Below are 25,296 nucleotides of genomic sequence, written 5' to 3'. Positions count from 1 at the left end.
GAATGATTGTCGGGAGTTTGAATGCAACTTCTGCGCCTCACCTGGGGTCAAAAAACCATAACTTAGCTAGCCCAGAAGTATAGCAGCTCGGTTAGCGATGAAAAGTGTTACACTGTGCGTCATAACGCAAGTCGACGAGGAGTAAGTACATGCGCAAAGCGATGTTTACCTGCGCTCTGGCCCTGACCGCCGTATTTGGTGGTACGACGGTGCAGGCCCAGGAGAAAACCAATTTTTATCCGCTGGTATTGTTAGGCGAGCGGCTGGAGGTCTGTTCCAGTATGGCCTGGCAGCGCTGCAACGATACCGATTGGATTGATCGTGACGCCATGCGCTCCGATCGTTATTTAAACTTAAGTAACGTCTATCTTGAGCCACTTTTAGATATTAAGAACTGGGGTCCGCTGCGCAGCGAAGTGCGTGACGATGTCAAAGAAGCCATTGAACTGTTGCGCAACCGCGTCAATCAGGACGTTATTTCTGAGCGCGTGTTTTTGGAAGAATTTACCCGTCGCGCCACGCGCTATCTGTACGACCAGTTATCAGAAGCGGACTGGAATATGATCATTGATCATCTGGAAATGCGCGTGCCCACCGACGTGGAGTTTGGCGTCAATCTGATGGCCACCAAAGAGCAGGTGCAGCTGGACTTCCTGCGCGACATCGTGTCGCAGGCAAAGCAGGTGAGCGAAGGTGAGACACCGCACGTTCTGGTGGTGACCGCGGCGCAGCGCGACAGTCTGGACTTAGTCAATTATTACCTGCAGACCTTTGCCGGTGCAGGTGCCGATGCCTCCTGGCTGCCACTCGACAAAGCCGTGCTGGCCGCACGTGAGGACAATGCCTGTGAGGTGCTCGACGAATACCGTCCGGGTGAAATGGGTGCGTACCGTCGTGCCGCCGTGCATGCTGACTTGCACGTACGTCAGGTAGCTTTTTGTGACGCCGGCGACGCCTTAACGCAAATTCGCAATGCTGATGCGATTTACTTTGCCGACGGTAACCCTGACTTGCTGCGCCCGCTGCTGGTCACGCCATTTAACGAGCCGAACGAGCTGGCGGTGGGCATTGCCGAGCGCATTGCCGAGGAGCAACTGATTGTTGCCGCTGCCGGTATGTCGGCCAATGTTATGACCAGCCGCGCCATGGTGACCGGTGGTAGCAGTGCAGCCGCACTGCGTGAAGGCGTGCATGCAACACGGGCGCCAGGCTTAGGCTGTGATAAAGACGACACCTGCCCGCGCAACCTGCGTGAAGACAGCGCAACCTATCACCCGATGGGCGGCGCAGGTTTGTTCCGCTTTGGTACGCTTGACACCAATATGGGCGAGCAGGGCAACCATGGCCGCTTATTGCGGGTGGCGGCGACCAACCGCGTGCCTTTGGCGGTAGGTATTGATGCCGCGACAGCGCTGTTGGTGAATCTGCGTTCAGGTGACTTTAAAGTGACCGGCGAGCGCGGTGTGTTCTTTGCCGCTGGTGCGCAGCAAAACGAACTGGCGGTCGCTTCGACCTTCCATTACCTGATGGCCGGTTCGAACGGCAGCTTTGCCGGTACCGATTTGACTGAGGTGAGCTTTGCCGAAGACGCGCAAGTGGTGCAGGTGGAGCCAACCACCAACTTTATCAGCAGTCGTGGCCTGTACGACTCATTGCGCCTGCTGTGTCGCGACCGCGAAACCGTGGAAGTGAAATGGCAGCAATTCACCATGACCCTGATTGGTGGTGAAGGCACCGAAACCGCATTGGCCGGTGCCGAGTGCCAGGTGCAGAACGCGCGCATTGGCATGCAGTACGCGCCTGCCGAGCGTTTTTAAGCGGCTTTATTAAGCGACGCCGTACTTAGCGCGATACGCTTTGACAGCCTCGAGGTGCTGATGCATTTCGGGGCTGTCTTTTAAGTACTCAATCACATCGTTCAGCTTCACAATGCTGACGACTTTGGTACCGAAGTCGCGCTCGACTTCCTGAATAGCACTTAACTCACCCTGACCTTTTTCCTGGCGATCAAGCGCAATCAACACCCCTGCCAGTTGTGCGTCATTGGCCTTTACGATTTCCATCGACTCACGAATGGCCGTACCTGCGGTAATCACATCGTCGACCAGCATGACCTTGCCTTTTAACGGCGAGCCTACCAGGTTGCCGCCCTCACCATGGGTTTTCTTCTCTTTGCGGTTAAAGCAGTAAGGCACATCTTTTTGATAAGTGTCATACAGTGCAATGGCGGCCGCCGTGGCAATGGGAATACCCTTGTAGGCCGGACCAAACAACACGTCGTAATCAATACCGCTGTCTTGCAACGCCGCCGCATAGAAGCGACCCAGCCGCGCCAGATCCGCGCCCTGATTAAACAAGCCGGCATTGAAGAAGTACGGGCTGGTGCGTCCCGATTTTAGGGTAAACTCGCCGAATTTAAGCACACCGCGCTCAATCGCGAAGCTGATAAAGTCTTTTTGATATTGTTTCATAAGGAAACCTGACTGCGTTGTTGGTTGTTGGTTGTTGGTTATTGGATACTGGTTACTGTTCCGCCGATTATACCAAATCTTCGCAGTCAGGCCTTTAGATGGCTTTAACTTTTTAGTAGACGGTGAATTCGTGTAAGCCACCTTGTTTGCTATGGGCCTCATCAGTGGAAGCACCGGCAGGGCATATTAAACCGTAGCGACCTGGCTCGAGCTCGACCGATATGTTGTTTTCCGGCAGGTGGATTGGCAACTGTAAGAAAAAGTCATCAAGAGGCTTGCTAAGTCCATCGAAGGGATCCAATTTACCGTCCTGAATATTCTTACTTAATCCCAGAATAAAATTTAAAGCGTCTCGTGGGGTTTTTCCCTCACGCAGGCGTACAATAACTGCGGCATGCGCGCGGTCGTCAAGGGTATTGTTCACTATGCGTACGCGACCTGCGGGCACACGGTCGGGACCGGTCATGCCGTCTTCTGAGAAAGTCAGCACCATTTCATGGTCAATGTCGTCACGGGGAATGGCCGATGCAGTGTCTGACACTTTGAAAGTCTTGTTAATGCCGAAGCCGGCCGCCTCGTGAGATATCAAACCGTAATCGCCTTCTTTCAGATCAACCGACAAATAATGAATGTTTTCCGGGTCGCCCTGCTCAATACCACCCATAAAATTGCCTGGACCAGGTTCTTTGAGTGTTTCCAGGTACTGACGCGCGTCAGCCATGGTTACTGGGCCGTTTAAGGAAACTAAATGGACATCAGCAAAATTACCGGTATTGTTTTTGATTCGAATGGTATTGTGACCTGGTTTTAATGGGGCATCCGTTGAGACATCGTACATGGAAAGCGTCATATTGACGTTTTCCTCTGGCTCAGGTGCATTGCTGGGCTCTTCGGTGACTTTAAAATAGTGCATCATTCCCAGGCGGTAATGCTGGTGGCCCGCTGCGGTACGCGTACCGCAAAGCATAACGTAGTCGCCCGGTGGCATATAAATAGCGGTATCACTGCCATGCCCCGGCGAGTGCAAACCGGGACCGCCCTGAGGAATGCTCGGCGTTACCTGAAGCTTCTCGATAGCGTCTTTAAAGTCTTCGGGGTCGACACCATCGGGGCGTTTTCCGATAATCGCCACATGCATTTCTTCGCCCTTATTATGGAAGCGAAAAGTTACCCAACCCGATTTAATCTGCTTGGGCATGTCAAAGTGGTAGTCGCGGGCATTAACTTCGACAATGTAAGGATCGCCATTATCGACGGATGCGGCATGTGCCGTGGAAAGGAGGCTCAGGGCAGTAACTGCCAAGAGAGTTAGAAGAAAAAGCACATACTGAAGCGTTTTCATAGCTCGGCCTGTATTTCCGATGTTTGTTTTTAGTTAACAAAAATCTTAGACGACGAGCTATGAATTTGCCAGGCGGCTTCGTAGGTTTAAGCAAGTGCCTTCTTCTGCAGGTCCATGAGTTCGCGAATGGCATGACGCGCCAAATCGAGCATCTCGTTCATTTCTTCCAGTGCAAAAGGCTCAAGCTCGGCGGTGCCCTGAATTTCAATAAACTTGCCAGCTTCGGTCATGACCACGTTCATGTCGGTGTGGGCTTTGGAGTCTTCCGGGTAGTCCAGATCAGCCACCGGATGGCCTTCGAAAATGCCGACCGAGATAGCAGCCACCAGGCCTTTCAGCGGATTGGTCTTGACCAAGCCTTGCTTGCGCATCCAGTTCAGCGCGTCAACCAGCGCCACACAGGCACCGGTAATAGAGGCTGTGCGGGTGCCGCCGTCGGCCTGAAGCACGTCGCAGTCGATGGTGATGGTGTTCTCGCCCAGCGCAGCCAGATCAACACAAGCACGCAGCGAGCGACCAATCAAACGCTGAATTTCGACAGTGCGGCCACCTTGCTTGCCCCGTGCGGCTTCGCGGTCCATGCGGCTGTGCGTTGAGCGCGGCAGCATGCCGTATTCAGCCGTCACCCAGCCCTGCCCTTTGCCCTTTAAAAAGCGCGGCACATTGCGGTCGACACTTGCGGTACACAGCACCTTAGTGTCACCAAATTCAATCAACACCGAACCTTCGGCATGGCGGGTGTAATTGCGGGTAATAGTTACCGGACGAATTTGCTGGGCAGTACGACCACTTGGACGCATGGGCTGGCTCCTCTATTCTTTTGTATGCGGCTTGACTATGCTTGCTTCATAATTGGCCGGCGATTATAGCAGAAATTCAGGTAGCTGTATCCGCCCACGTTCGGTGGTAAACTAGCGCTAACTGAAAATGAAAGGAATGGCACATGATTCAAAGCATGACTGGCTACGCGCGCCACGAACTGAAAGCCGAATGGGGCACAGCAACGTGGGAGATGCGCTCGGTAAACCAACGCTTTTTAGAGACCTTTTTCCGCATGCCCGAGCAGTTCCGCGGCATGGAGAACCTGCTGCGCGAAAAGCTGCGTAAACAACTGCAACGCGGCAAAGTTGAATGCAACCTGCGGGTGAATATTGAGCAAAGCGCCGAGGGCGGTCTGCAACTGAACGAAGAGCTGGCCAAAAGCGTGATCTCCAGTGCCAACTGGGTCGCCAACCAAAGCTCGTCGTCGTACCTGAACCCGATTGACGTGCTGCGCTGGCCGGGTGTCGTCGCCCAGGACGAAGCGGACATGGACGCCATTCAGAACGAAATTCTGGCGGCTTTCGACGACACCCTGCGTGAGTTTATTGCCAACCGCGAAAGCGAAGGTAAAGCGCTGGAGCGCTTAATTGAAGAGCGCCTGGAAGGCGTGTCCGATCAGGTCGCCCTGGTACGCAAGCGCATGCCAGAAGTACTGGAGTGGCAACGTGAGCGCTTACGCACCCGCTTAGAAGACGCCAAAGTCGAACTGGACCCACAGCGCCTGGAAGCCGAAATGGTCATGCTGGCGCAAAAAACTGACGTTGCCGAAGAGCTCGACCGCCTCGACACCCACGTGATCGAAACCCGCAAAATTCTGCGCAAAGGCGGCGCCTGCGGCCGCCGCCTCGACTTCATGATGCAAGAGTTTAACCGCGAAGCGAATACCTTGGGCTCGAAGTCGATTAATGCTGATATTACCGCTGCTGCGGTGGAGTTGAAGGTATTGATTGAGCAGATGCGGGAGCAGATCCAAAATATTGAGTAGTGGTGAAGCTGCGGGGCTCGCAATAATGTTATCTTTTATTTAAGTGACCTTTTCGTAGGCGCACCTACGGGGTGCAGCGGCAACGTAGGAGACTAGAAGAGTAAGCAGGATTAGCTGATGCGTAGGATCTCCCACCCTAGAACCTGAACCAATATAAATTACTGAAGACGAAATTTACGTAAGGGATTAACATGAAATTGTACTCGGTTAACTCATCAGGTATCCAACGAGTTAAAAGCTCGCCTTTCAAGTTAGAGCGCTCTTTACAAAGCTTCTTTGAGAAGAACTTAAATGAGCTAATGGGGTTAACCTTTGTAAAAAGTGAACATACGATTAAAAACAAAAGAATTGATACACTTGCTTTTGACGAGCAGTCAAATTCATTTATTATCATCGAGTACAAGCGCGGTAAAAATAATAGTGTAATTGACCAAGGCTTTAGCTATCTAAGTTTAATGCTTGAAAATAAAGCAGAATTTCTTGTCACGTATAACGAACACTTCAACAAGCACATGAAAATGGCCGAGATTGACTGGAGCCAAACACGTGTTGCTTTTGTTTCCCCATCGTTCACTCAGAATCAAATTCAGGCTACAAACTTTAAAGACATTGGCATTGAGCTTTGGGAAGTGCAACGTTTTGAAAATGGGACTGTTGCAGTGACTCAGATCAAGCAAAATGGTTCAGCAACGAGCATAAAGGCCATGACACCTAAAAATGGCTCGCTTGATAAAGTAGTCAGCGAGATCAAAACGTACACAGAGACAGATCATTTGAACGATATTTCTGATGACATGCACGAGCTGTACGAAAAGTTTAGGGACTCCATAGTGGATTTGTCTGACGATATCGAAGTTAGGCCTCAGAAAAACTATATTGCGTTGAAAAAGAATGGAAATATCGTTTGTATAGAGATAAAGAAGAACAAACTTAAGCTATATCTTGGCGCTAAGGTTGGCACCTTAGATGATCCCAAAAATTTAGCGAAGGACGTGTCGAAGATTGGACATTGGGGGACCGGTGATTATTTAGTTGAAGTGCAGGACGATAGCCAGCTTGAATATATCTTGAGCCTAATAAAACAGTTGGTTACAGACTAATACTCAGGCTCGCCTGCGAGAGCTACATCTAAATCATTTCCAGCTGAGAACCCTCTGATGGGAAATGTTTGATTGCCGACCCCAAGCAGAAACATTCGTCTCCCAGAGAGCGTTACGAATTTAATAAGGCTGTCAGAGATTATACAGATGAGCATTAGTGGGTAGAGAAACCGTAGGATATTACTTGAGACAAAAACACAATGCTTTATGCAATTAATGATCGAGTAAATCGCGCTATTCATGAGCTTCTTGATGGTGCAGCTGTGGCTGTTGTTTATCCAGAGGGTAATAAAAAATTCGCAATATCGGTGCCATTTGTTCAGTGTAAGGAGCTGAGTCATGGGCTGTTGATCACCAGGGGGTTCGACGAGTACTTGCCAAGCAGTACCCTGCATCTGATCGAAGGCGAAATCCAAATCGACAGTGGTAAAGGTACGATTGTCGTCGTTAAAGACGGTCAATTAATGGCCGAAATTAGAAAAGCTGATCGGGAAGACGCTTCTGCATTAAGATCATGTATGGAACGTTTAACTCAACAAGACCGGTCGCGTCGTAAAACCCATATTGAGTTTTTTATAGCGCAGGCTGAAGACTCAGAAAAGTTTTGGGATATAGATGAAAATTGATAATGCTACGAATGGAGTAACTGGATCGTTTGAGTAGCCTGATCTAGCTATTGTCAAAATGGGGTTCTACCCAGCTTTGTATACATATCCTATATTAAAGTTAGAGGTGGGGAACCTTGCATAAGAGTTATCTTAGATGACTTTCAACGAATTTCAGCATTATTTAGCCATAACTGGGTTAGTGTAAGAAAGTTGCATAGAAGACTTTATATGCAAGCTTTAGATTTAAAACGTTGCATATGGGTTTTCTTGTGAAAGTTTTAACTACAAATGCTCCTATAAAGTTCTGACCCAGCAATGTTACAGCTCATTGCACTTCCTTGTTTTAGGCCCACTATCGATTGGACTAAGAGAGGGGGCGGTGTTTTTCAACCGAATTGTCCAAAAAACCTGTTTCGAGCAATCGCAGTATTACGCTTAATTTCCTCGACATTGGAGGGATTCAGCGCAACGTCACCAACGGGGGTCCAGTCTCTGGTGTTGCCTGACCAGCGCTCCGGACGGCTGCGTTTTTGTTGCTCATATAACGCGGCGCGTGCCGCCAATATGGCGTTATCTTCACCACGGTGCTGGCTACCCGGTGTCACAAAGTTAATACTGTCAACACCAACTTAAAATGTCCGGTTTTCACCAGATTGAAATGTCCGCATATCGCCAAGTTAATTTGTCCGGTTTTCAACAGTGAGAACCGGCTACGTAGTATCTAAATTGATGTCAGTCTCCTCTTCGGTTGTGTGGCTAGCTGTGATGATGCCAGCTTTACGTTTGTCTTTTAGTCGATAACTCTCACCCTTGATATTCAGCGTAGTTGAGTGGTGCAGCAGCCGATCTAAGATAGTAACCAAGCGCCAAATCAATGGGTTACTCGACTTTAGTTTTATCGATGAGCGCCAGAACGTCATTTCTATCGGCCCCCCGGGCGTGGGCAAGACCCACCTGGCCATTGGGATCGGTCATGAAGCAATCCAGGCCGGATACAAAGTCGTGTTCAGAAACGCATTGACGCTCGTTGAGGAACTAGAGCTTGCCGAAATGAAGGGAGAACTCAAAAAGCGGCTTACACAGCTAAGCAAATACGACCTCATCATCATTGATGAGTTGGGTTACTTACCCATGTCGCGTAAGTCGCGTTATAACTTGTTCCAGCTGATCAATAGCTTATATGAATATCGGTCTATCATCTTGACGACGAACAAAGATTTTACCAGCTGAGGTGAGTTCTTCCATGATGACAATGTTGCCGTACCGATCATCGATCGGATCATCCATCACTCACACATATTTATGCTCGGAGGAGAAAGCTATCGACTGAAGGAAAAAGTCAGCAAAACCTGATCGCAGGTGGGTCAATTTTATTGGCCAAAAGTGGATCAATTTTAATGGCCATTGACACTTGATCCTCGAAGTGCAGTTTGCGCTTGAGCCGATAATGAACCGCGAGCTACCTCCGGCACAGGTCGAAACCCGGCGCGAGTATAGCGAAAATTAACAAATTTTGCTTTTCCTGCGGAGTATAACGACGACGGCGTTGTTCACCAGTGAAAATTTCTATACGCTCCATAAACACTCCTTAAAGATAGGTCTACGCCTATCGCTTAACAAACGAGTGTCCGTTTTGAAAAGGGGCTAATATACTGCGCATGTTAATATTGCGTAATATTTATTTGTGGTTTAATGTTGTTTGCTGTGCGTATAACCACTACTAAATATAAGTCGCTATATTAATAAAATTGGAGAGTATGTATGAAAGCGCTAGCAATTATCGCCCTCATTTTCGGTGGACTTTCTATCTTTATCCCGGTAGGAGGAGTGTTCATCGCCATGCTTTGTAGTGTGCTGGCTTTAATATCTTTTCGATCTCAACCAACTCTGTCAGGGATAACCTTTGGAATAAATATCATTAACACAGCCTTTCTGAGCCCAAGCATTTTATTAAGTGATGCCGCATCATCGGGAGCCTTTGATACGGCCCGACATGTAACGGAATCACCAACCGAAACTGGAGAGCTATACTGGGCGTACGTAGGCTTTCACATAGTCTTACTAATCATTGCTGGCGCATGGCGCTTGACTCGGGGAGCTCCTAGAGCGTTGAATGTTTAAAATGGTTTGGCGTGAGGTGCGTTTGAACGAGTGCTTCTGGGCGATTATCGATGCTTAAAAATTCAAGAGCTAAAAAGTCTCCTTTAAAGTCTAAGCCATTACGCAACCCCGGCCAGTCATTAGAGAAACGTTTAATAGATACCTTGTTGGACGATGTCTTGTTTTTTTACATGATTGCCACAGTGGCTGTCGTTCTGGCCATATATGAATGGTATCGATGGTATTTTGAAACTCTACCCAGTCCAATTTTAGTCTCGGTGGTTGCTCTGGGGATTGTGGCAATTGCTGCTTGGAAAATGGTTCGTGGCTTGCGCGCTGTCAATAAAATAAAACTAGGCATTGCCGGCGAAAAAGCCGTAGGCCAATTCCTTGAGCGACTTCGTGTAAACGGTGCACAAGTATTTCATGATATTGAAGGTGAGAAGTTTAATCTTGATCACGTCGTCATACACTCCTCAGGAATTTACGTCATCGAAACCAAAATGATGTCCAAACCGGAAAAAGGAAAGTCAGAACTGGAGTTCGACGGAGTACAGGTTAAGCATCATGGCAAACCAATCAAAGGCGACCCGGTGACACAAGTGAACGCGGCCAGTTATTGGCTTGGTGAGCTGCTCAGCGAGTCGACCGGACGAAAGTTACCGATTCGCGGTGTAGTGGTATATCCGGGCTGGTACATCAATAGCCCTGATACACGCCGGACCAAAGTCTGGGTATTAAATCCAAAAGCCTTGCCAGCTTTCATCGAAAACCAACCCAAGCAAATCGAGCCAGAAGACGTTCATTTATACGCTTACCACTTGAGTAGATTTATACGTTCGAACAGGGCATGACTTTTATAGCGGCTCATTTTTTTAGGACTTTCATGCGCTTGCTCAAGTAACCTAAACCTGGCACCTTAACCTAAGTATTACTCAGCTAGGGACAACATTTAATGAAGCAGGGATTTTATGAGCTTTTAAAAAGCGAGGCGCTACAAAAAGCTATTGAAGAGTCTGGGCTTGTCGAAGTGAGCGAGAGGTTAGATCTAACGACCAGTAGCCGTCACCTTGCCGAAGTGCTTACCGAAGAAATCTCCGATGCGTTAGCTGAGCTGCAGCATGACGGTGGTCGGCAAGACGAGCGACTATTTCGACAGATCGAAATTTTAAATGATCTTATTGTTTACGCACGTCAGTTAACAGGTGGCAAGGCGTCGTCGCGTTATCAAAAACCGCCTGAAATTTTAAGAGCGCTTCATCATCCGACTGAGACTCTAAATTTGCCGAGCGTCGGAATGGCACAACCCTGGCTCTTTACATCAGGAAAGGATTCTCCTGCGCTCTTTCACGAGCTTCAAGCCGAACTCTCAAGCTGCCGGCACGTCGACATTCTGATGAGCTTCATTACTGTCTCCGGTGTACGTAAAATCATTAATCTCCTTCGTGAAATAACAGCCGTAAACGCACAAGAGGTTTCGCGAACCAGTCTACGCATAATTACAACGACCTATACGGGCGCGACCGATTTAAAAGCGGTCGATATGCTTGCTGAGCTTCCAAATTGTGAGGTCAAGGTTTCACTGGATGGACGTAGGAATAGGCTTCACGCGAAAGCATGGATCTTTGAACGTGATACAGGATTTGGATCCGCTTATGTAGGTAGTGCTAACCTCTCCGGTGCAGCCCTCATGGGTGGCCTTGAGTGGACTGTAAAGTTCACAGAAAATGGGCAGGAGTTCCTTTACCAAAGAGCCCGTGCGCATTTCGAGACGCTATGGCAAGACGAAGAGTTTCAGCTTTATGATCCAAGTAATCAAACGCATGTTCAAGAGCTGCGCCAAGCTCTAAGTCGAGAGCGTGGTGGCCCGCAGTACGACGATAACGTCATTACGACATTTTTTGATATTCAACCTAAGCCTTTCCAACAAATCATCCTTGACCAACTAGCAAATGAACGTGCTCATGGGCGTTACCGCAATCTTCTTGTCGCTGCTACTGGCACTGGTAAAACCGTTATGGCAGCGTTCGATTACAAACGACTTTGTCAGCAGGAGGGAGGAAAGCCAAGGCTACTGTTTGTGGCGCACCGTGATGAAATTATTCGCCAATCGATGCTCACGTTTCGGCATGTTTTGCGTGACAGCAATTTTGGTGACTATCTTGGAGGTGGCCATGAGCCAGAGTCACATAACCATTTATTTGCAACTATTCAGAGCGTGAACAGCCGTAACTTGGTTGAGCAACTTGGTGTAGATTATTGGAATGTGGTGATTATAGATGAGTGCCACCACGTAGAAGCCTCCACCTTTAAACGGCTTATCGAAAACGTTGCTCCCAAATACTTGCTCGGATTAACCGCAACGCCAGAACGGGGGGACGGCCTAAACATTCTCCACCACTTTGACTCTCGGCCCGATGGAACGCCAGCTGCGCAAATGCGCTTATGGCATGCGCTAGATCAGCAACTGCTTGCACCCTTTGAGTATTACGCTTGTGCTGACGGAGTCGATTATTCAGAAGTGAATTGGCGTGCGGCCAATGAAGTAGCACAGTTAGAACACTTGCTTACTGGAGAATCGGCTCGTGCAATGGCTATCGTTCGCGCCTGGCATGAGCATGTTAGTGATATAGAAAGCTGCCGTGCTTTGGCTTTCTGTGTGTCAGTGGCACATGCTGAATATATGACAGAGTTTTTCCTTAAGCATGGGATTAAAGCTGCCATCGTTACTGGCCAAACCCCTTCAGCCGAACGGAAACGATTGCCTAAAATGCTCGAGCAACGGGAAATTAATGTCATTGTCACCGTCGATCTCTACAATGAGGGCGTCGACCTACCCTTTGTCGATACACTCCTTTTATTACGTCCGACACAAAGTGCGACCTTATTCCAGCAGCAAATAGGGCGAGGGCTACGCTTATTCGAGGGAAAAGATAGCTGCCTAATCCTTGATTTTGTGGGCCAATATTCGTCTGACTTTCGCTTTGATGTTCTTTACAGCTCCATCACTGGCCTTTCTCGCCGTCAAATTATTGATGGTGTTGAACAGGGTTTTGGACAGCTACCCCCTGGCTGCTATTTGCAACTGCAAAAACAGGCGCGTGAGCAAATATTAAGTAGTCTGCGACAAGCGGTAAATCTAAATTGGCGCCGGTTGCAAATGGAGCTACATAGTTACCGCACCCGACATGGGGCACAAGATGTATGTTTGGCTGAATTCGTACGTGAACAGGCGCTAGAATTTGAAGATATTTATCGAAAGAGTGGGGCGTCTGGCTGGACCCGGTTGAAGCGCGATGCTCAGCTAATCGAGGGCGACGCTACAGACGAGGAAATTCGCATAAACCGTCGATTTAAAGATGTATTGCACATCGATGACCCTGATTACCTGGCCGTCATGCGAGCTATTGGCCAACGATCGCTAGGCCAAGATAGTCTCTCTAAAAAACGTGCATTAATGTTGGCGTATCAAATTCGGGGTGGCCAAGGTATCCAGTCTGTTGCGAGCTTTTTGCAAGAGCTAGCGGAAACACCGGCGTTACTTACTGAGTTAATCGAGTTAGCTGACGCGCTTGATGCCGCTACCAACGAGCAGTTCCAAACTGTGCCCGAGCTCGAATCGACAGGATTAAAGCTTCATAGCGCCTATAAAATTCGTGAAATTCTAACTGCGGTCGATTACTACACCGAAAGTAGTTACTCTCCTTTTCAAGCAGGCGTTTGGCGTGACCAAGAAGCTAAGCTTGAGTTACTTTTTGTCACACTAGACAAGCAAAATGCATTGCATGAAGGAGTGGCCTACGATGACTATGCGATCAGTCGCGAGTTATTTCACTGGCAGTCGCAAAATACGGCTGCGCCGCATACTGCGGCGGGACGTCGTTATCTTGAAAGCGAAACTAACGGCTGGCGCTATCAGCTGTTCGTTCGACTAAATAAAGAATCTGCTTATCGAGCCTGTGGGCCTGTTACCTTTGTGAAAAGTGAAGGTGAACGGCCGATGAATATTACTTGGAGGCTCAAACATCCTCTATCGGCAAAGTTATTTCAGGAGTACTCGGTGGCTCGATGAGGAGCCGGGAAGTGCACCAAAAATGATCTTTTATAGACCTAATTAAACAATTTCCCAATCCTGCAACTGCTGAAAATACTTAATCCGGTCCCGCTGCAATGCAAGCGCCTCAAACACATCGTCATAGCTTTGATTGCCGGGCGCGAGGTTTGGCAGTGCAAAGTTGGCCTGGGTAAAGAACTCATCGCGATGCTCTTGCCAGGCCTGACGCCACCAGTGAACAATGTAATCGCGCGATTGCAGCAACGTGCGAGGCGTCGGCAGTTTATCTGACTTGTTGGCGTTAATCACCGTTTTGGTGGGCAGCAGGTTCCATAGGTCGTTATTGGGCCAGCGCGAGAAGGGAAACGCGTGATCAATGGCGTAGCCGAATTTACGAATGGCGCTACCGGACCAGCAGCACCGCACCTGATCTTGAACCATTAACTGCTCAACACGGCTGCGTACCCGGTGGGTGGTACGCTCGGGATTTTCCCACGCCAGGGCCGTCAGAAAATCAACCCGCGACAGTTGTCGCTGCTGGTTCTGCGCGTAGCTTGCCATCAGGTTGCTCCACTCATTTACGAGTGCAGGTTCAATCCACACACTGAAGCGCGAGAGCGCGTCCCAGATACTGCGTGGCACATTAAACGTGCCCAACGATTTGAAAAAGTCATAATTGAGTACCAGCGCACCTTTCGGTGCCTGGCTGCGCTGTAACTCAACCTGAAACACCTCAGTCTTGGTGCCCGGCAGGGTAATGTACTTCGCCGGCATGTTCTTAATGGTTGCGGCGATATCTTTAAGGGTGCGATACACATGGGGCGCTGCTTCGTTATCACGATAGCAGGCACCAATGTAAAAATCGTTCGCGGTAAACGTCGTCAACTGTTGCCAGCCGTTTGCTTTAACAAAGCCAAGGCCCTTGCTACTGCTGCTTTGTTGAAAGCTATGCTGATCAATCAGTGGCTTATAGAGCTTTAGCCAGTAAAGCGCAACAAGTCCCATGGGCAGTGACACATGCGTGTTGGTTTGCTCCAGCACGGCGCCGGGGTGGCCTTCGGCAATGCGCAGCAAGGTTCTGAGCAACGCCACTTTATAGGTGGATGACTTGTTGTCATTCACCACGATATTACGAATAAGCGGAAAAGCGCCGGTTCCGTCATCGGGCAGGGTCAGCACTACGGTTTGCCAGCTCACATTCTGACGTTGCAAGGCGTCATCGCGTTTTTCGAGCAACTTGAAGCTCAGCCCCTGCTGCTGCGCAAACAGCGCCAATTCATCGGCAGAAACCGGATGCATGGTGCGCTCGTCAGGGCTGGCGCCGTGGCGCAGCGACACTACCATTTTGCCGTTAGGTTTAAGCAGTGAGCTGAGTTTGCGGAAGCTGCGTTGGCGCGAAGACGGTGGAATGTGCATCCATACCGCGCTTAGCAGAATTAAATCAAACTTTGTTTGTAGCTTTTGCACCTGACTAAGTTCGGGCAGGCTGTCGTCGAGCCAGTGAATGGGCTGACCGCTACCGTAGTTGCCGCCAGCATAGTGCTGCGCGTGTTCGCGAATACCTGCAGCGGGTTCAACAGCGACTACACTTAAACCTTTGCTGGCCAGATAGCGGGCATCGCGGCCGGAGCCGGCGCCGACATCCAATGCCATTCCCTCGGAGGGAATCACATCCAGCCAGTCATGATGAACCTCTTCAAAGTCGAGGCTGTCGTACTGGTCTGCCAGCGTTTCGGCATGTTGAGTGTAGTAATTTATGTTGTCATCCATTCTGAGCTCAATCCGTTTTCGGCTGCTTTTTTGTCCGAATATCGCTCACTATAGTGACTTTTTTTGCGCAATGACATCTCTATGGCTCACACCACCGGATACGAAGCCTGACCCCAAAGCGTATTAGGGTTATCCATCATAATATCGATAATCGCTGGCACCAGGCTGCTGAGAAAAGCACTACCGTCGCGTATTTGCTCGCGATTGGCTGAACTTTGCCAGGTGGCGCCACCGTGAATGAGTTGGCTGCGTAATGTGTATAGACGCTGCAACACAATCGACAGAAGTTTCGCTGTGTCCTGCTCGCCAAGAGCTTGCGCGGCCGCGCGGTTGGCGCTTTGGAACTTCTCTTTCCACTCAGCTTCAGTTAACTTGCCGCTTTTATGTTCCCAGAACGGCTGGAACACATACTGGTTTTTCAGAAGTATGTGGACGTTTGAAGCGTATTCGCTCCATAGCATCTGATACAAACTGTTGTCGCTATCTAACTCAACAAGTTTGTTAATGAATTGTGAGAAATGGGCGGCCTCAGTCATGCGAATCGACTCATCCATGTCCTGGGCATAAGCTGCGTTGAAGGCTATCCACAAGAAGATGTACTTGCTATCAAGGTCATCCTCGCACTGCTCTGCTTTATTCAGCCAGCTCAGCGCGCGGTGCACCCGCAAGCCAAGATTATCAGAGAAGCCTTCTCTGATTGCGCGTTGCTTGGTTTTTAGGGTCTCATAATTCATGGCAGTTCCTTTGCTGATTATTTGGTTAACTCTCGTTAACTTTTCATAAACACACAATTTTTTCTAGCCTTTAACAGCAGCGTCGCAATAAAAAATTAGAGCGCCGCATTCGTATAGAACTAACCCATATCAAATGGATTTTTTGGCGTTCCATCCTGAAGTAACTCAGACGCAATGCCATTCACCTCACTCTGAACGTACGCCCAGTATTCAGGGCTATCCAGGGTTCTCTCTTTAATTTGCTTAGGGATAAAGCGGCTCATTTCCATATTGAAGTCATTCCGTACTTCCTCTTCCGACATTAGCTTGGCTAACGCAGTAGACAGCGCCTGTCGAAAGTCATCTGTATGCTTGTGTCTGGCGGTGAGTTTCTTTTCAATCAATATCTTGGACAAATCAATCCCGCGCTGCTTAATCCAAACAATATCCCAGATATCACGAGGCTTGATACGTCTGGAGCGATACGCTAACGCGATAAGCTTATCGGCCAGTGTTTCTTGTAATGATTGCACCGGAACCAAGATCCCTTCAGTCGGCACAACAATGTCGTAATGATTAATTAACGGACGCTTTTCGATATCGAATGAGGGTATTGCACAGACGTCAATATGCATTTTTTGTCTTGGTAAATCAGGACGATTAGGCTCTTTTACTATGCTAATTTTCCACGAAACAGTATCCCCACGCTGCTCGTCAGAGGGCTTGTTTACCCAAACTTCGGTTTCATACTTATTTTGAATATAGTTCTGGATTTCGGACTCCAGCCCCTCAAACTCTGACGGTTTGAAGTCATGGCCGCCGTTGAAATCAAGATCCTCTGACAACCTACTGCTGTTGTAACACATGCGTAATGAAGTGCCACCAATAAAGGTTAATCGCTGCATAACGCCTTGTTTGATCAGCACGTCCATAATGTCATGATGCAAGATCTCTTTTTCTATGACGGGCGTTACTGCTGCATAGTCAGGGTTTGACTGTACGATTTGGCGAATTTGTTGCTTCAGCATACTTAGCTCTCCAGCATATGTAGATTGCGTCGGCAGTGTTTTAGATCTGCAATCGCTTGTTCTTTATATGCGCGATACATTTTAATGTCGGGGTCGTAGTACAAATTAGGAGCGATTTGTTCGACTGGCTTCTTGGTGTGGGTAAATTCGATCACACCATAAGGCGTATCAAAACGACCACTTCGACCTTTAGTAACCACCGTGACTCTGCCCATCACAATTTGCGAAATATCGCCGGTATGACTGAGCTGACTTTCTAAGCTGATGTAGTTCAATACGCCGCTGCGCAGCTTTTTTATGATTTTATAAATAGCCGTCGCAGGCTCAGGTGGTGTAATCACACTTTCATAAAAGCCTTTCACCACTCGCCTTAGCAAGCCCTTTTTTACGTTATCTGCGAGGAACTTTCTAAAAGCTGAGTCACAAGGCACACCCAACATAAAAGCAAGCTCTGTTGCACTGTGAATGCCACCGCCAGCGTTCACCGCTTTCGCTAATGCGTTTAGTAGCTCATCAGATTTAGTCATAGGTCTACACTAAGTTACCGAATAAGTAATTTAGTGTAGACTCGTTGGTAAGCTTGCGCAAGACAATGGTCTACAGTTTGTTACCGTATAGGTAATCTAATGTATACCTGTTAAGCCAGTGGCTTTTGACCTCTATTAAAACTCACCTAGACTAACTATAGAGACAAAAAAGGAGAGCGTTATGGCAGGTCTGGTGAACGGAGAATGGGTAAAAGGCGATATTGCTGACAGCGAGACGAAAAGCGGTTCGTTTGAGCGCGAAGAGACGCAGTTTCGCAATTGGATCATGCCGCCCGCCGAATCGGGACGCTATCAGCTTTTCGTGTCGTACACCTGCCCGTGGGCCTCGCGCACGCTGATTTTCCGCAAGCTCAAAGGTTTGGAAGATCACATTCCGCTCTCGATTGCCAAGCCAGCGATGGGCGACGAGGGCTGGGAATACGACAAGCCACAAGATGCCGGAAAGCATTTACGCGAAGTGCACCATCACCATCAGCTTTATACCGCGACAGACTCCGACTACACCGGCAAGGTGTCGGTGCCGATATTGTGGGATCGCAGGCAAGGGCGCATCGTTAATAACGAGTCGGCCGATATTATCCGCATTCTCAACAGCGCCTTTGACGATCTTACCGGCAATGACCTCGATTTCTATCCTGAGTCACTGCGCGACAAAATTGATGCCTGGAACGATCTTATCTATCCGAAGCTGAACAACGGCGTTTATCGTGCGGGGTTCGCCAAAGAGCAGGCAGCTTACGACGAGGCGGTAAGCGAGGTGTTCGAAGCGCTGGATCGCGTTGAGTCGCATCTGGCCACCCGTCGCTATCTTGCCGGCGTTTACCTGACCGAGGCCGACTGGCGACTTTTCGTTACCTTGGTGCGCTTTGATGCTGCCTACCATGGGGTCTTTAAGTGCAACATCCGCCGCATCGAGGACTACCCGCACCTGTCGAATTATCTGCGCGAGCTGTACCAGTGGCCGGGCGTTAGCGAGACGGTCAACCTTGAACATATAAAGCAAGGTTACTACTCCATCAAAGCCGTCAACCCGACGTGCATTGTGCCCATGGGGCCGGAGCTGGACTTCGAGCGCGCGCATGACCGAGAACGTCTACCTGGAAAAGGTATTTATCAGCGCACAGGTGCTGCGCAATAAAAAAAGGAGGGAATTCATGCAGATTGACCTAAGCGGAAAACGTGCGATTGTGACCGGCTCGACCGCCGGAATTGGCCTTGCCATTGTCGAGGGGCTGGCACGGGCTGGTGCCGAAGTCGTCATTAACGGACGCAAGCAGGACACCGTTGACGCGGCCATTAAAGCCGTTAAAGAGAAAGTATCTGATGCGCGCCTGTCAGGTGTTGCTGCCGATCTCTCCAGCGCCGAGGGCACGCAGAAGCTGATTGACGCCGTCCCCGAGGTCGATATCCTCGTCAACAACCTTGGCATTTACGAAGAGACGCCATTCTTTGACATCGAAGACGATGCCTGGGAGGAAATGTTTCAGGTGAATGTGATGAGCGGCGTACGCCTGTCACGGCACTATGCCAAAGGCATGAAAGAGCGTGGTTGGGGTCGCATTCAGTTTATCTCAAGTGAGTCGGCGCTCAATATTCCCACCGCGATGATGCACTACGGCGTCAGCAAAGCGGCGTTACAAGGTCTTTCGCGCGGTCTGGCCAAGGTGCTGGCGGAGACCGGCGTTACCGTCAACAGTATTTTGCCCGGCCCGACGCGCACCGAGGGGGTACAGGAAATGCTGGAAGAACACGCGAAAGAGCGTGACGTCTCGGTCGACGAGATGGAGACCTTATTCCTGGAAGAGAATCGCGCCTCGAGCCTTATTATGCGCCTGGCGACGCCCGAAGAGGTCGCCAACCTCTGCGTTTATACCGCTTCGCCACAGGCCAGCGCCACCACCGGCGCCGCGCTGCGCGTCGAAGGCGGCATCGTCGAGAGCATCACCTGATTGGTTTGTCTGTGGCAGCCTGCGGCTTAAGTACCGGTCATTCTCCGACTTTCGTCCAGAAAGCACGCTTCCGGCCATGACGGTTTTTAAGCTTTTCAAGGTAATCTGCGTGGATTAGCGCACCTCGGTAATCAGTGATTTTATCGTCCAGTTTGATCAACTGTTTAAAATAACGGGCGGCGTAGTGATAAGCTTTGTAGCGTGCTTCGCTCAGAATGTCGTCGATCAGGGCGCGATAGCACAGCGCCGCGGCAAGGGGCATGTGATGCATAGCAAAGGTTTTTGCGTAGTTTTCTAAGTTGCCGTAGAAAAGCTGCGAGAGCTGGTCGGAGTGTTGGAGTACTTTTTCTTGTGCCAGCTCGTATTGCTCAAGGTGCATTAAAAATTCGAGCGCAGATCCAAGATTGTTGATTTCCTGCGCAACTGCCGGGGCATTATGACGGAATTTACTAGCCTCGTCAGTGGTAGTCAGTTCGATTAATTTTTGCAGGTGCTCGTAAGAAGGTGTCGACCGATAACGCTGCTTGCGCAGTTCATAAAGCGCTTGTGAATTACCAGTCTGCTGGTAAATACGATCTAAAAGGTCGCTCCCGTCATTGGATTGAGCAGGCCAGTCGCCCTTTGCATGCCAATTCAGCGCCGCTTGCGGGTCGCCCACTCGCAGGCAGAATTCGACCAGATCGCGTAGTTGCAGCGTATTGGGCTGTGGACTTACCAAAGTGGTGGCGCGTGCGTACAACGATGCATTCTGTAATGCCTCGGCAACACCTTTAAGCCCCGTTGCTGCGGTCAGATAAGCAAAGCGCGATGTTGTGTTTTCACGTTCATCTAAACAATTAATTAAATCGCTTTCGAAGCGGACGGCCAACCGATTGAGCTCATCTTCTGTAAGTAATTCACGACTATTTGCCAGCAGCGAGTCCCAAACCGCATAATCGTTTTGCAAGTGACGCTGATAGACTTCTTCGGGCCAATTCTTATCCAGAAACCCACTTTGCCGCGCGGTCATAGCGATTTTAAGCCACATAGCGGTTGCCTGCCGGTAACTGAAGCCAATCATGCCGCTGGAATCATCAGCACGAGCATACACAGCGCTGTGCGTATTAATCAGGGCATCAATCAGATCAAATCCACCGATAACGTCCTGTTCAGCCAGTTGTTCAATGTCGTCGACCAGAACATCAATGTCTCGACTGAAGGCGTCGCTGGCCCTCCAGTCAATAAAAGACCGCCCTTGTTTCACGCGGCGAATTCGCTCGCGGATATGTTCATTAAGCGCCTTCGGTCGCTTTTGAAGGAGATGAGCTTCTATCAGCGTGTCGGTCGCTTCATGCACACCATACAGTTTTTCAATCAGTGAGCGCAGCTGCTCACCATCAGCATTTGCTAATAGCTGCGCCAATGTCAGTCGAGATGTCGTCATAAATAAAAAAACGCCTGAATTGAGGTAACTTTTTACCGCTAAACACGAAACACAAATGTTTCCGTCAACAAACTCTGTATCTGAACTTGCCGCGGTACCCGCGCCTGCTCGAAAAAACGTCTCGGGTCGATGGTGACAAACCCCCAACACTGTAAAAACCGTTCAATGAAGCGAATTTCGATTAGGGTGCCAAGAGACTCAATGGGTGTGTAGTATTCGTCTGGTTCCAATTCGCGTAGTAAATCTGGAAAGGCTGTGGCCGTTTCAGCAACCAGTCGATCAAAGCTGGCATGGCTTTGCAGGCGCCATAACATGAATAACCAGAAGGTTCTCAAGTCAACATCATGAGGCCAGAGATCCAAGTAGCCCCAGTTATACCGGGTAATAGACGCTTCCAGCATAGGCTTGAAAAACGCCTGAATGCCTTGGTTCAGATACTGCTTCTGCGCAGTTTTCTTGACATGGTAACGGCCGCTACGGCGATAAATAATACCTGCAATTTCCGCTAAAATACGGGTGTAATGCAGTGCATTGAATTTGTCTTCGTTACTGCCTGCAAAGTCACTAATGCTGATATGTCCTTCAAATTCAGCTACGGCGAACTCTGGCAATAAGTCACTGGCCTGCTTGACTAACTTTGTCGGCAAGTTGCCTTTGCTGGTGGCCCTAAACGAGCCATCATTCTCCATGGCTTCATCGAGGATCAGGCTCAAATAGCGCATGACAGGGCTGGATGAAAGATCCTCAGGCGTGCGAATTTCCACGCTCTGTAACTGGTCAAAAGGCGCATAGAGCCAGTTGGCCATCTGCGTAGGAGACAAGCCGCAAAAATCCGGATTAGGGCGATTATTTCGCTCATTCATTTTATGTTGTAGTACAATGTTGAGCTCATCGAGTGTTAAGCTCGGATTCATTGCCATGAATTGTTCAACGTCATCAAGCACTTCAGCACGCTGCTTCGAAGTAGAATCCATACAACAGCGCTTATACTTTTTTCCGCTGCCGCAGGGACACGGATCATTTCTTCCTGGTTTCCTCTTCGAATACCTCTGTTATTTCTCAAATACGCCATTCCCTCTGACGGAATGATATCCAGCCAGTCACGATGCACCTCTTCAAAATCGAGACTGTCGTCCGAATATCGCTCACTATAATGGCTTTTTTGTACAAAAGCCTAACCCTACAATCAATTACCGTTATTACGGACCGCTCACGGTAGCCTGCAGACACGGCCTGTACTAAAAGCTTGTATCACCGCTCAAGCTGCAATGCCTAAAGATATTCCCCTAACCGCTATGACTATAAGCATATTGCCTAAAATTTAAACAGCGCCTATACGTTATTCCTGCCCCCCAGATAAAAGGTAAATCAAAATGACTACTAAAAAAGTGTTACTGCTAATTGCAGCAGGACTGTTCAGCTCATCCCTTTATGCTCAGGAATTATCAGGCGAATTCATTGGTGATATTTATAGCGCTAACGGAACTATCGGTAATTCGTCGGCAACCTCGGTCAAGGTGAATTTTACTTATGATACCTCAATACCTTTAACCGGCTCACCCACGACTGGTTTTACCTATGGGGGAAACCTGATCCGTGTGACCTATGAGTTTTTTGACGCACAGGGCAATCCAGTCAACTTTGGGCTGCCTACGCCGTACGAGCTGCCGCCACTGGCGCAACCGGATAACTTGCATGGATCATTTGAAACAGATAATGAAACCTATTCTTTCAATACGTTGAGTTACACTTTGAATGGCGAATATTTTCGCGCGTATTTTAATATCCAGGCGAACGTCCGTAGCTCTATTTTTTCACAACTCACAGCATTTCCTCTATTTCAGGAAATCCTCAATGAACCAGATGCTTATGAAAGCACTCTGATCATCAATAACGGCGCCGGGTTTACCGAGTCATGGGTATATGTAGGTGTTCATACGCTACGCTACATTGATTTAATTCAGGATGCGGACGGCGACGGTGTGGCTGATACGCTTGATGCCTGTGCTGATTCACTGTTGGATCCGAATGTAATGTTTGGCCCTATCGACTCGGGTGTGTCGAATTATGTCGATGTCACTGGTTGCTCCATTATGGATCACTATGCTGCTTGCGAAGCTGAAGAAGCCGAAGAGCCAACCTCGCCATGGGGCTGGATCCAACCGGTTTATAGCGGACCAACCTATTGTGAGAAGCAAGTCAGTTATAACTTAGTGGCTGATGGTGTGATTGATCACACGGAATCACGCATGCTTCGCAGAGCGTTGTATCAATCGCATCAATAAGTCGAGCCGTGTAACGGTATTTTAAAAGCGTTAAGAAAAGGAGCTATGGCAACATAGCTTTTTTTTGTGCGACGGCATCTTCAGGTGGCGTGCTCAGCGTGCCGTAAACTCCCGCAACCACACATCAACAGTCACGCTCAGCTCTTGCAAGGCCTCGGCACGCGCACGGCCCTCGCTGCTGGCGCGATACAGGTGCGGGGTCATGGTCAGCAGTTCGCAAATGGCCTGGTTCGAAGGCAACTGAACGGAAAATGTTACGCGCTGCTCGGAAGCCAGCTCCCAGGCATCGGCCGGCACCGGTAACTGGTAGGGTTTGGCTTTCACCTCGGTGTAAATAATTTGCTTTAGTTCGCTCAGATGCTCTGACGCAGGGTCGACCATGATCAGCCGGGCGCCTGGCTTTAACACGCGCTGAAACTCGCTACTGGCAGGAAAGCCAAACACACATAACAGCGCATCAATGCTTTGCGCTGCAATTGGCATCTGGCTGTTGGAAGCGGCCATCCAGGTCGCACGTTTCTCTTGTTTCGCTGCCGCCAGTACTGCCCATTTCGAGATATCTAATGCAGCGACCTCAAGCTCCTGACCAGCGCGCTCGGCGGCAGCCATCAGATGGCGCAGGTAATAGCCCTCACCACAGCCTGCATCTAACAGCGTTCGTGGCTTGCCGCGCAAAACAAGCTCAGCCAGTTGCACCGCCAACGGCTGGTAAAACCCGCTTGCCAGAAAGTCGGCGCGCGCCTGAACCATGGCTTTGCTGTCGCCGGGGTCTTTTGAGCGCTTATTTTGTACCGGGAGCAGGTTCACATAACCTTGCTTGGCCACATCAAAGCTATGGCCATTGCTGCAGCGCCAGGTTTTATCGGCCAATGTCAGTGGCTGGCCATCGAGCGGACAGCAGAGCTGTGTGAACGGACGTAGCAATGGAGTCTCGGGTGTCGGTGTCGTCATGAGGGTATTGTAAGGCAGTTTCAGGCAAAGGTCACAGCGGCCTCAAAATTTAAAGCGGTGCCAGCAACAGCGCCACGCCACCTAAATACAGCAGAATAATCAGCAAGCTTTCCATACCAATGCGCGCGGGCCCCTGGCGCTCGCGACGAATCAGTCCCATCATCAATACGGCGGCCATCAGTAAGGTCAGGCTGACCCAAAACACCGTTTCCTCGCTCATGGCGTGGTAAATCGAGCCGTCACGGTAGGCAAGATCAGCGCCCGCAGTGAACAAGGTATCAAACGCATTGCCGCCTATAATTCCGCCGACCGCCAGCGTCAGTGCCCCGCGCCGTACTGCGGCAACCGAGGTCACCAGCTCAGGAATTGAGGTACTGATAGCCGTAAGCAACACACCAACCATGGTTTGCGTGACGCCGGTGCGCGCTGCAATGACCGTGGCGGCCGTTTCTAAAAAGTAGCCCGCCAGACCTAAAACAATAAACAGCAGCAAAAACGCCAGCCAAAGCCGGCTCATCGAGGGCATCAGATTGACGTCATCGGGTTCGTCTTTGCGGGTCTCGCTGGTGTCGGTGGGAGTCCACATGGGCGCGTAGTGCGCACGTTGCACCAGATGGATGCCAATAATATAAGAGACAAATAGGACCGGCGTGACGGGGTGCACACCCCACAGTGTGACATTAGGTAGTAGGGGGGCCATTAAGATAAGTGCCAACAACGTCATCAACAAAGCGTTTTGCATCATGTTGGCTTCAGAGGCCGCAGCATGCTCAAGATTGGCGCGTCGGTAGGTGATATCGGCCACTGCCAGGAAAAAGGTCTGCACCGCAATGCCACCCAGAGCATTACTCATGGCGAGTTCAGCATGGCCGTTAGCCGCCGCTGTCACTGACAACACCGAACCACCAATGGAGGTGGTAAAACCCAGCAGCACCGCACCTGCAGTGGCCTCGCCAATGCCGGTACGGTCGGCAAGCTGATCCACCACCCGCGTAATGCGTGTGCCGGCCACGGCAATAATAAGAGCGAGACCCGCAAAAACCACAATGCCATGCAGTAACGTCCAGTTCTCCGGGGTCAGTAACAACCCTGTTCTCCCTTATTCATTGATGATGACTTGAGTATAGCTACTCGAATTACGGCAGCA

The 25,296-nt window shown here is 49.7% G+C and carries 20 protein-coding genes and 4 pseudogenes; 11 read left to right on the top strand and 13 right to left on the bottom strand.

The genetic code is table 11. The features are described 5' to 3' along the window. The first annotated feature begins 149 nt into the window (after positions 1–149). Positions 150–1,817, top strand: coding sequence for a type 1 glutamine amidotransferase family protein (locus tag CWI71_RS01055; RefSeq protein ID WP_126753391.1), 1,668 nt, complete (start codon positions 150–152; stop codon positions 1,815–1,817). 9 nt (positions 1,818–1,826) lie between these two features. On the opposite strand, the gene pyrE is transcribed toward CWI71_RS01055, so the two are convergent. The 3 genes from pyrE to rph form a co-directional block, all read right to left on the bottom strand. Continuing rightward, positions 1,827–2,471 (bottom strand): orotate phosphoribosyltransferase, encoded by a 645-nt coding sequence (gene pyrE / locus CWI71_RS01050; protein ID WP_126753390.1) that lies wholly within the window; start codon positions 2,469–2,471, stop codon positions 1,827–1,829. A gap of 112 nt (positions 2,472–2,583) precedes the next feature. Beyond that, the gene (locus tag CWI71_RS01045; RefSeq protein WP_126753389.1) at positions 2,584–3,813 is read right to left on the bottom strand and encodes a hypothetical protein; all 1,230 of its coding nucleotides are present in this window, start codon (positions 3,811–3,813) and stop codon (positions 2,584–2,586) included. Positions 3,814–3,899: 86 nt separating this feature from the next. Beyond that, complete coding sequence (gene rph / locus CWI71_RS01040) at positions 3,900–4,613, bottom strand: ribonuclease PH (protein ID WP_126753388.1); 714 nt, start codon at positions 4,611–4,613, stop codon at positions 3,900–3,902. Between the two features lie 143 nt (positions 4,614–4,756). Between rph and CWI71_RS01035 the strand changes: the two genes are divergently transcribed. From CWI71_RS01035 to CWI71_RS01025, 3 genes are all read left to right on the top strand, one after another. After that, positions 4,757–5,620 carry a YicC/YloC family endoribonuclease gene (locus CWI71_RS01035; protein WP_126753387.1) on the top strand — a complete coding sequence of 288 codons (864 nt, stop codon included), beginning with the start codon at positions 4,757–4,759 and terminating at the stop codon, positions 5,618–5,620. Positions 5,621–5,811: 191 nt separating this feature from the next. After that, entirely contained in the window at positions 5,812–6,720 is a 909-nt protein-coding gene (locus tag CWI71_RS01030; RefSeq protein WP_126753386.1) for a DUF5655 domain-containing protein, read from the top strand. Positions 6,721–6,920: 200 nt separating this feature from the next. After that, the gene (locus CWI71_RS01025) at positions 6,921–7,346 is read left to right on the top strand and encodes a hypothetical protein (RefSeq protein WP_126753385.1); all 426 of its coding nucleotides are present in this window, start codon (positions 6,921–6,923) and stop codon (positions 7,344–7,346) included. A gap of 368 nt (positions 7,347–7,714) precedes the next feature. Here CWI71_RS01025 and CWI71_RS01020 read toward each other — a convergent pair. Both CWI71_RS01020 and CWI71_RS12045 read right to left on the bottom strand, forming a co-directional pair. Further along, positions 7,715–7,942 (bottom strand): annotated as a pseudogene (locus CWI71_RS01020) (hypothetical protein); the annotation flags it as partial. Positions 7,943–8,038: 96 nt separating this feature from the next. After that, positions 8,039–8,182 (bottom strand): annotated as a pseudogene (locus tag CWI71_RS12045) (ATP-binding protein); the annotation flags it as partial. Here CWI71_RS12045 and istB point away from each other — a divergent pair. The 4 genes and pseudogenes from istB to CWI71_RS01000 all read left to right on the top strand — a co-directional run bounded on the left by istB (position 8,139) and on the right by CWI71_RS01000 (position 13,500). After that, positions 8,139–8,681: pseudogene (gene istB / locus CWI71_RS01015) on the top strand (IS21-like element helper ATPase IstB). The pseudogenes CWI71_RS12045 and istB sit on opposite strands and share 44 nt — an antisense overlap. A gap of 408 nt (positions 8,682–9,089) precedes the next feature. After that, the gene (locus CWI71_RS12040; protein ID WP_198678701.1) at positions 9,090–9,449 is read left to right on the top strand and encodes a hypothetical protein; all 360 of its coding nucleotides are present in this window, start codon (positions 9,090–9,092) and stop codon (positions 9,447–9,449) included. A 50-nt stretch (positions 9,450–9,499) separates the two neighbouring features. Continuing rightward, complete coding sequence (locus CWI71_RS01005; protein ID WP_126753383.1) at positions 9,500–10,282, top strand: nuclease-related domain-containing protein; 783 nt, start codon at positions 9,500–9,502, stop codon at positions 10,280–10,282. Between the two features lie 101 nt (positions 10,283–10,383). Next, positions 10,384–13,500, top strand: a complete 3,117-nt coding sequence (locus tag CWI71_RS01000) for a DUF3427 domain-containing protein (RefSeq protein WP_126753382.1) — start codon at positions 10,384–10,386, stop codon at positions 13,498–13,500. A gap of 42 nt (positions 13,501–13,542) precedes the next feature. Here CWI71_RS01000 and CWI71_RS00995 read toward each other — a convergent pair whose 3' ends face one another. The 4 genes from CWI71_RS00995 to abiEi form a co-directional block, all read right to left on the bottom strand. Next, entirely contained in the window at positions 13,543–15,252 is a 1,710-nt protein-coding gene (locus CWI71_RS00995; protein WP_126753381.1) for a class I SAM-dependent methyltransferase, read from the bottom strand. An 86-nt stretch (positions 15,253–15,338) separates the two neighbouring features. Next, entirely contained in the window at positions 15,339–15,986 is a 648-nt protein-coding gene (locus tag CWI71_RS00990) for a HEPN domain-containing protein (RefSeq protein WP_126753380.1), read from the bottom strand. 119 nt (positions 15,987–16,105) lie between these two features. Further along, the gene (locus CWI71_RS00985; RefSeq protein WP_126753379.1) at positions 16,106–16,993 is read right to left on the bottom strand and encodes a nucleotidyl transferase AbiEii/AbiGii toxin family protein; all 888 of its coding nucleotides are present in this window, start codon (positions 16,991–16,993) and stop codon (positions 16,106–16,108) included. Between the two features lie 2 nt (positions 16,994–16,995). After that, positions 16,996–17,520, bottom strand: coding sequence for a type IV toxin-antitoxin system AbiEi family antitoxin (abiEi, locus tag CWI71_RS00980; RefSeq protein ID WP_126753378.1), 525 nt, complete (start codon positions 17,518–17,520; stop codon positions 16,996–16,998). Positions 17,521–17,701: 181 nt separating this feature from the next. Here abiEi and CWI71_RS00975 point away from each other — a divergent pair, with 181 nt between their 5' ends. Continuing rightward, a complete protein-coding gene (locus tag CWI71_RS00975) occupies positions 17,702–18,679 on the top strand; it encodes a glutathione S-transferase family protein (protein ID WP_126753377.1) in 978 nt (325 codons plus the stop codon). A gap of 16 nt (positions 18,680–18,695) precedes the next feature. Continuing rightward, positions 18,696–19,490 (top strand): SDR family NAD(P)-dependent oxidoreductase, encoded by a 795-nt coding sequence (locus tag CWI71_RS00970; RefSeq protein WP_126753376.1) that lies wholly within the window; start codon positions 18,696–18,698, stop codon positions 19,488–19,490. Between the two features lie 37 nt (positions 19,491–19,527). On the opposite strand, the gene CWI71_RS00965 is transcribed toward CWI71_RS00970, so the two are convergent. Continuing rightward, on the bottom strand, positions 19,528–20,913 hold the full coding sequence (locus CWI71_RS00965) for a DUF6880 family protein (protein ID WP_126753375.1): 1,386 nt from the start codon (positions 20,911–20,913) through the stop codon (positions 19,528–19,530). A gap of 38 nt (positions 20,914–20,951) precedes the next feature. Further along, positions 20,952–21,947: pseudogene (locus CWI71_RS00960) on the bottom strand (YecA family protein); the annotation flags it as partial. 339 nt (positions 21,948–22,286) lie between these two features. Here CWI71_RS00960 and CWI71_RS00955 point away from each other — a divergent pair. Then, a complete protein-coding gene (locus CWI71_RS00955) occupies positions 22,287–23,198 on the top strand; it encodes a hypothetical protein (RefSeq protein WP_126753374.1) in 912 nt (303 codons plus the stop codon). A gap of 93 nt (positions 23,199–23,291) precedes the next feature. Here the strand turns inward: CWI71_RS00955 and CWI71_RS00950 are convergent, their stop codons facing one another. Further along, positions 23,292–24,149 (bottom strand): putative RNA methyltransferase, encoded by an 858-nt coding sequence (locus tag CWI71_RS00950; RefSeq protein ID WP_126753373.1) that lies wholly within the window; start codon positions 24,147–24,149, stop codon positions 23,292–23,294. Positions 24,150–24,198: 49 nt separating this feature from the next. Beyond that, complete coding sequence (locus CWI71_RS00945) at positions 24,199–25,236, bottom strand: sodium:calcium antiporter (protein WP_126753372.1); 1,038 nt, start codon at positions 25,234–25,236, stop codon at positions 24,199–24,201. Positions 25,237–25,296 lie beyond the last annotated feature (60 nt).

The organism is Pseudidiomarina insulisalsae (genome assembly GCF_003987065.1).
Taxonomy (GTDB): domain Bacteria; phylum Pseudomonadota; class Gammaproteobacteria; order Enterobacterales; family Alteromonadaceae; genus Pseudidiomarina; species Pseudidiomarina insulisalsae.
Note: the sequence above shows the minus strand (reverse complement) of the source record. Positions and strands in the feature narration are given on the sequence as shown.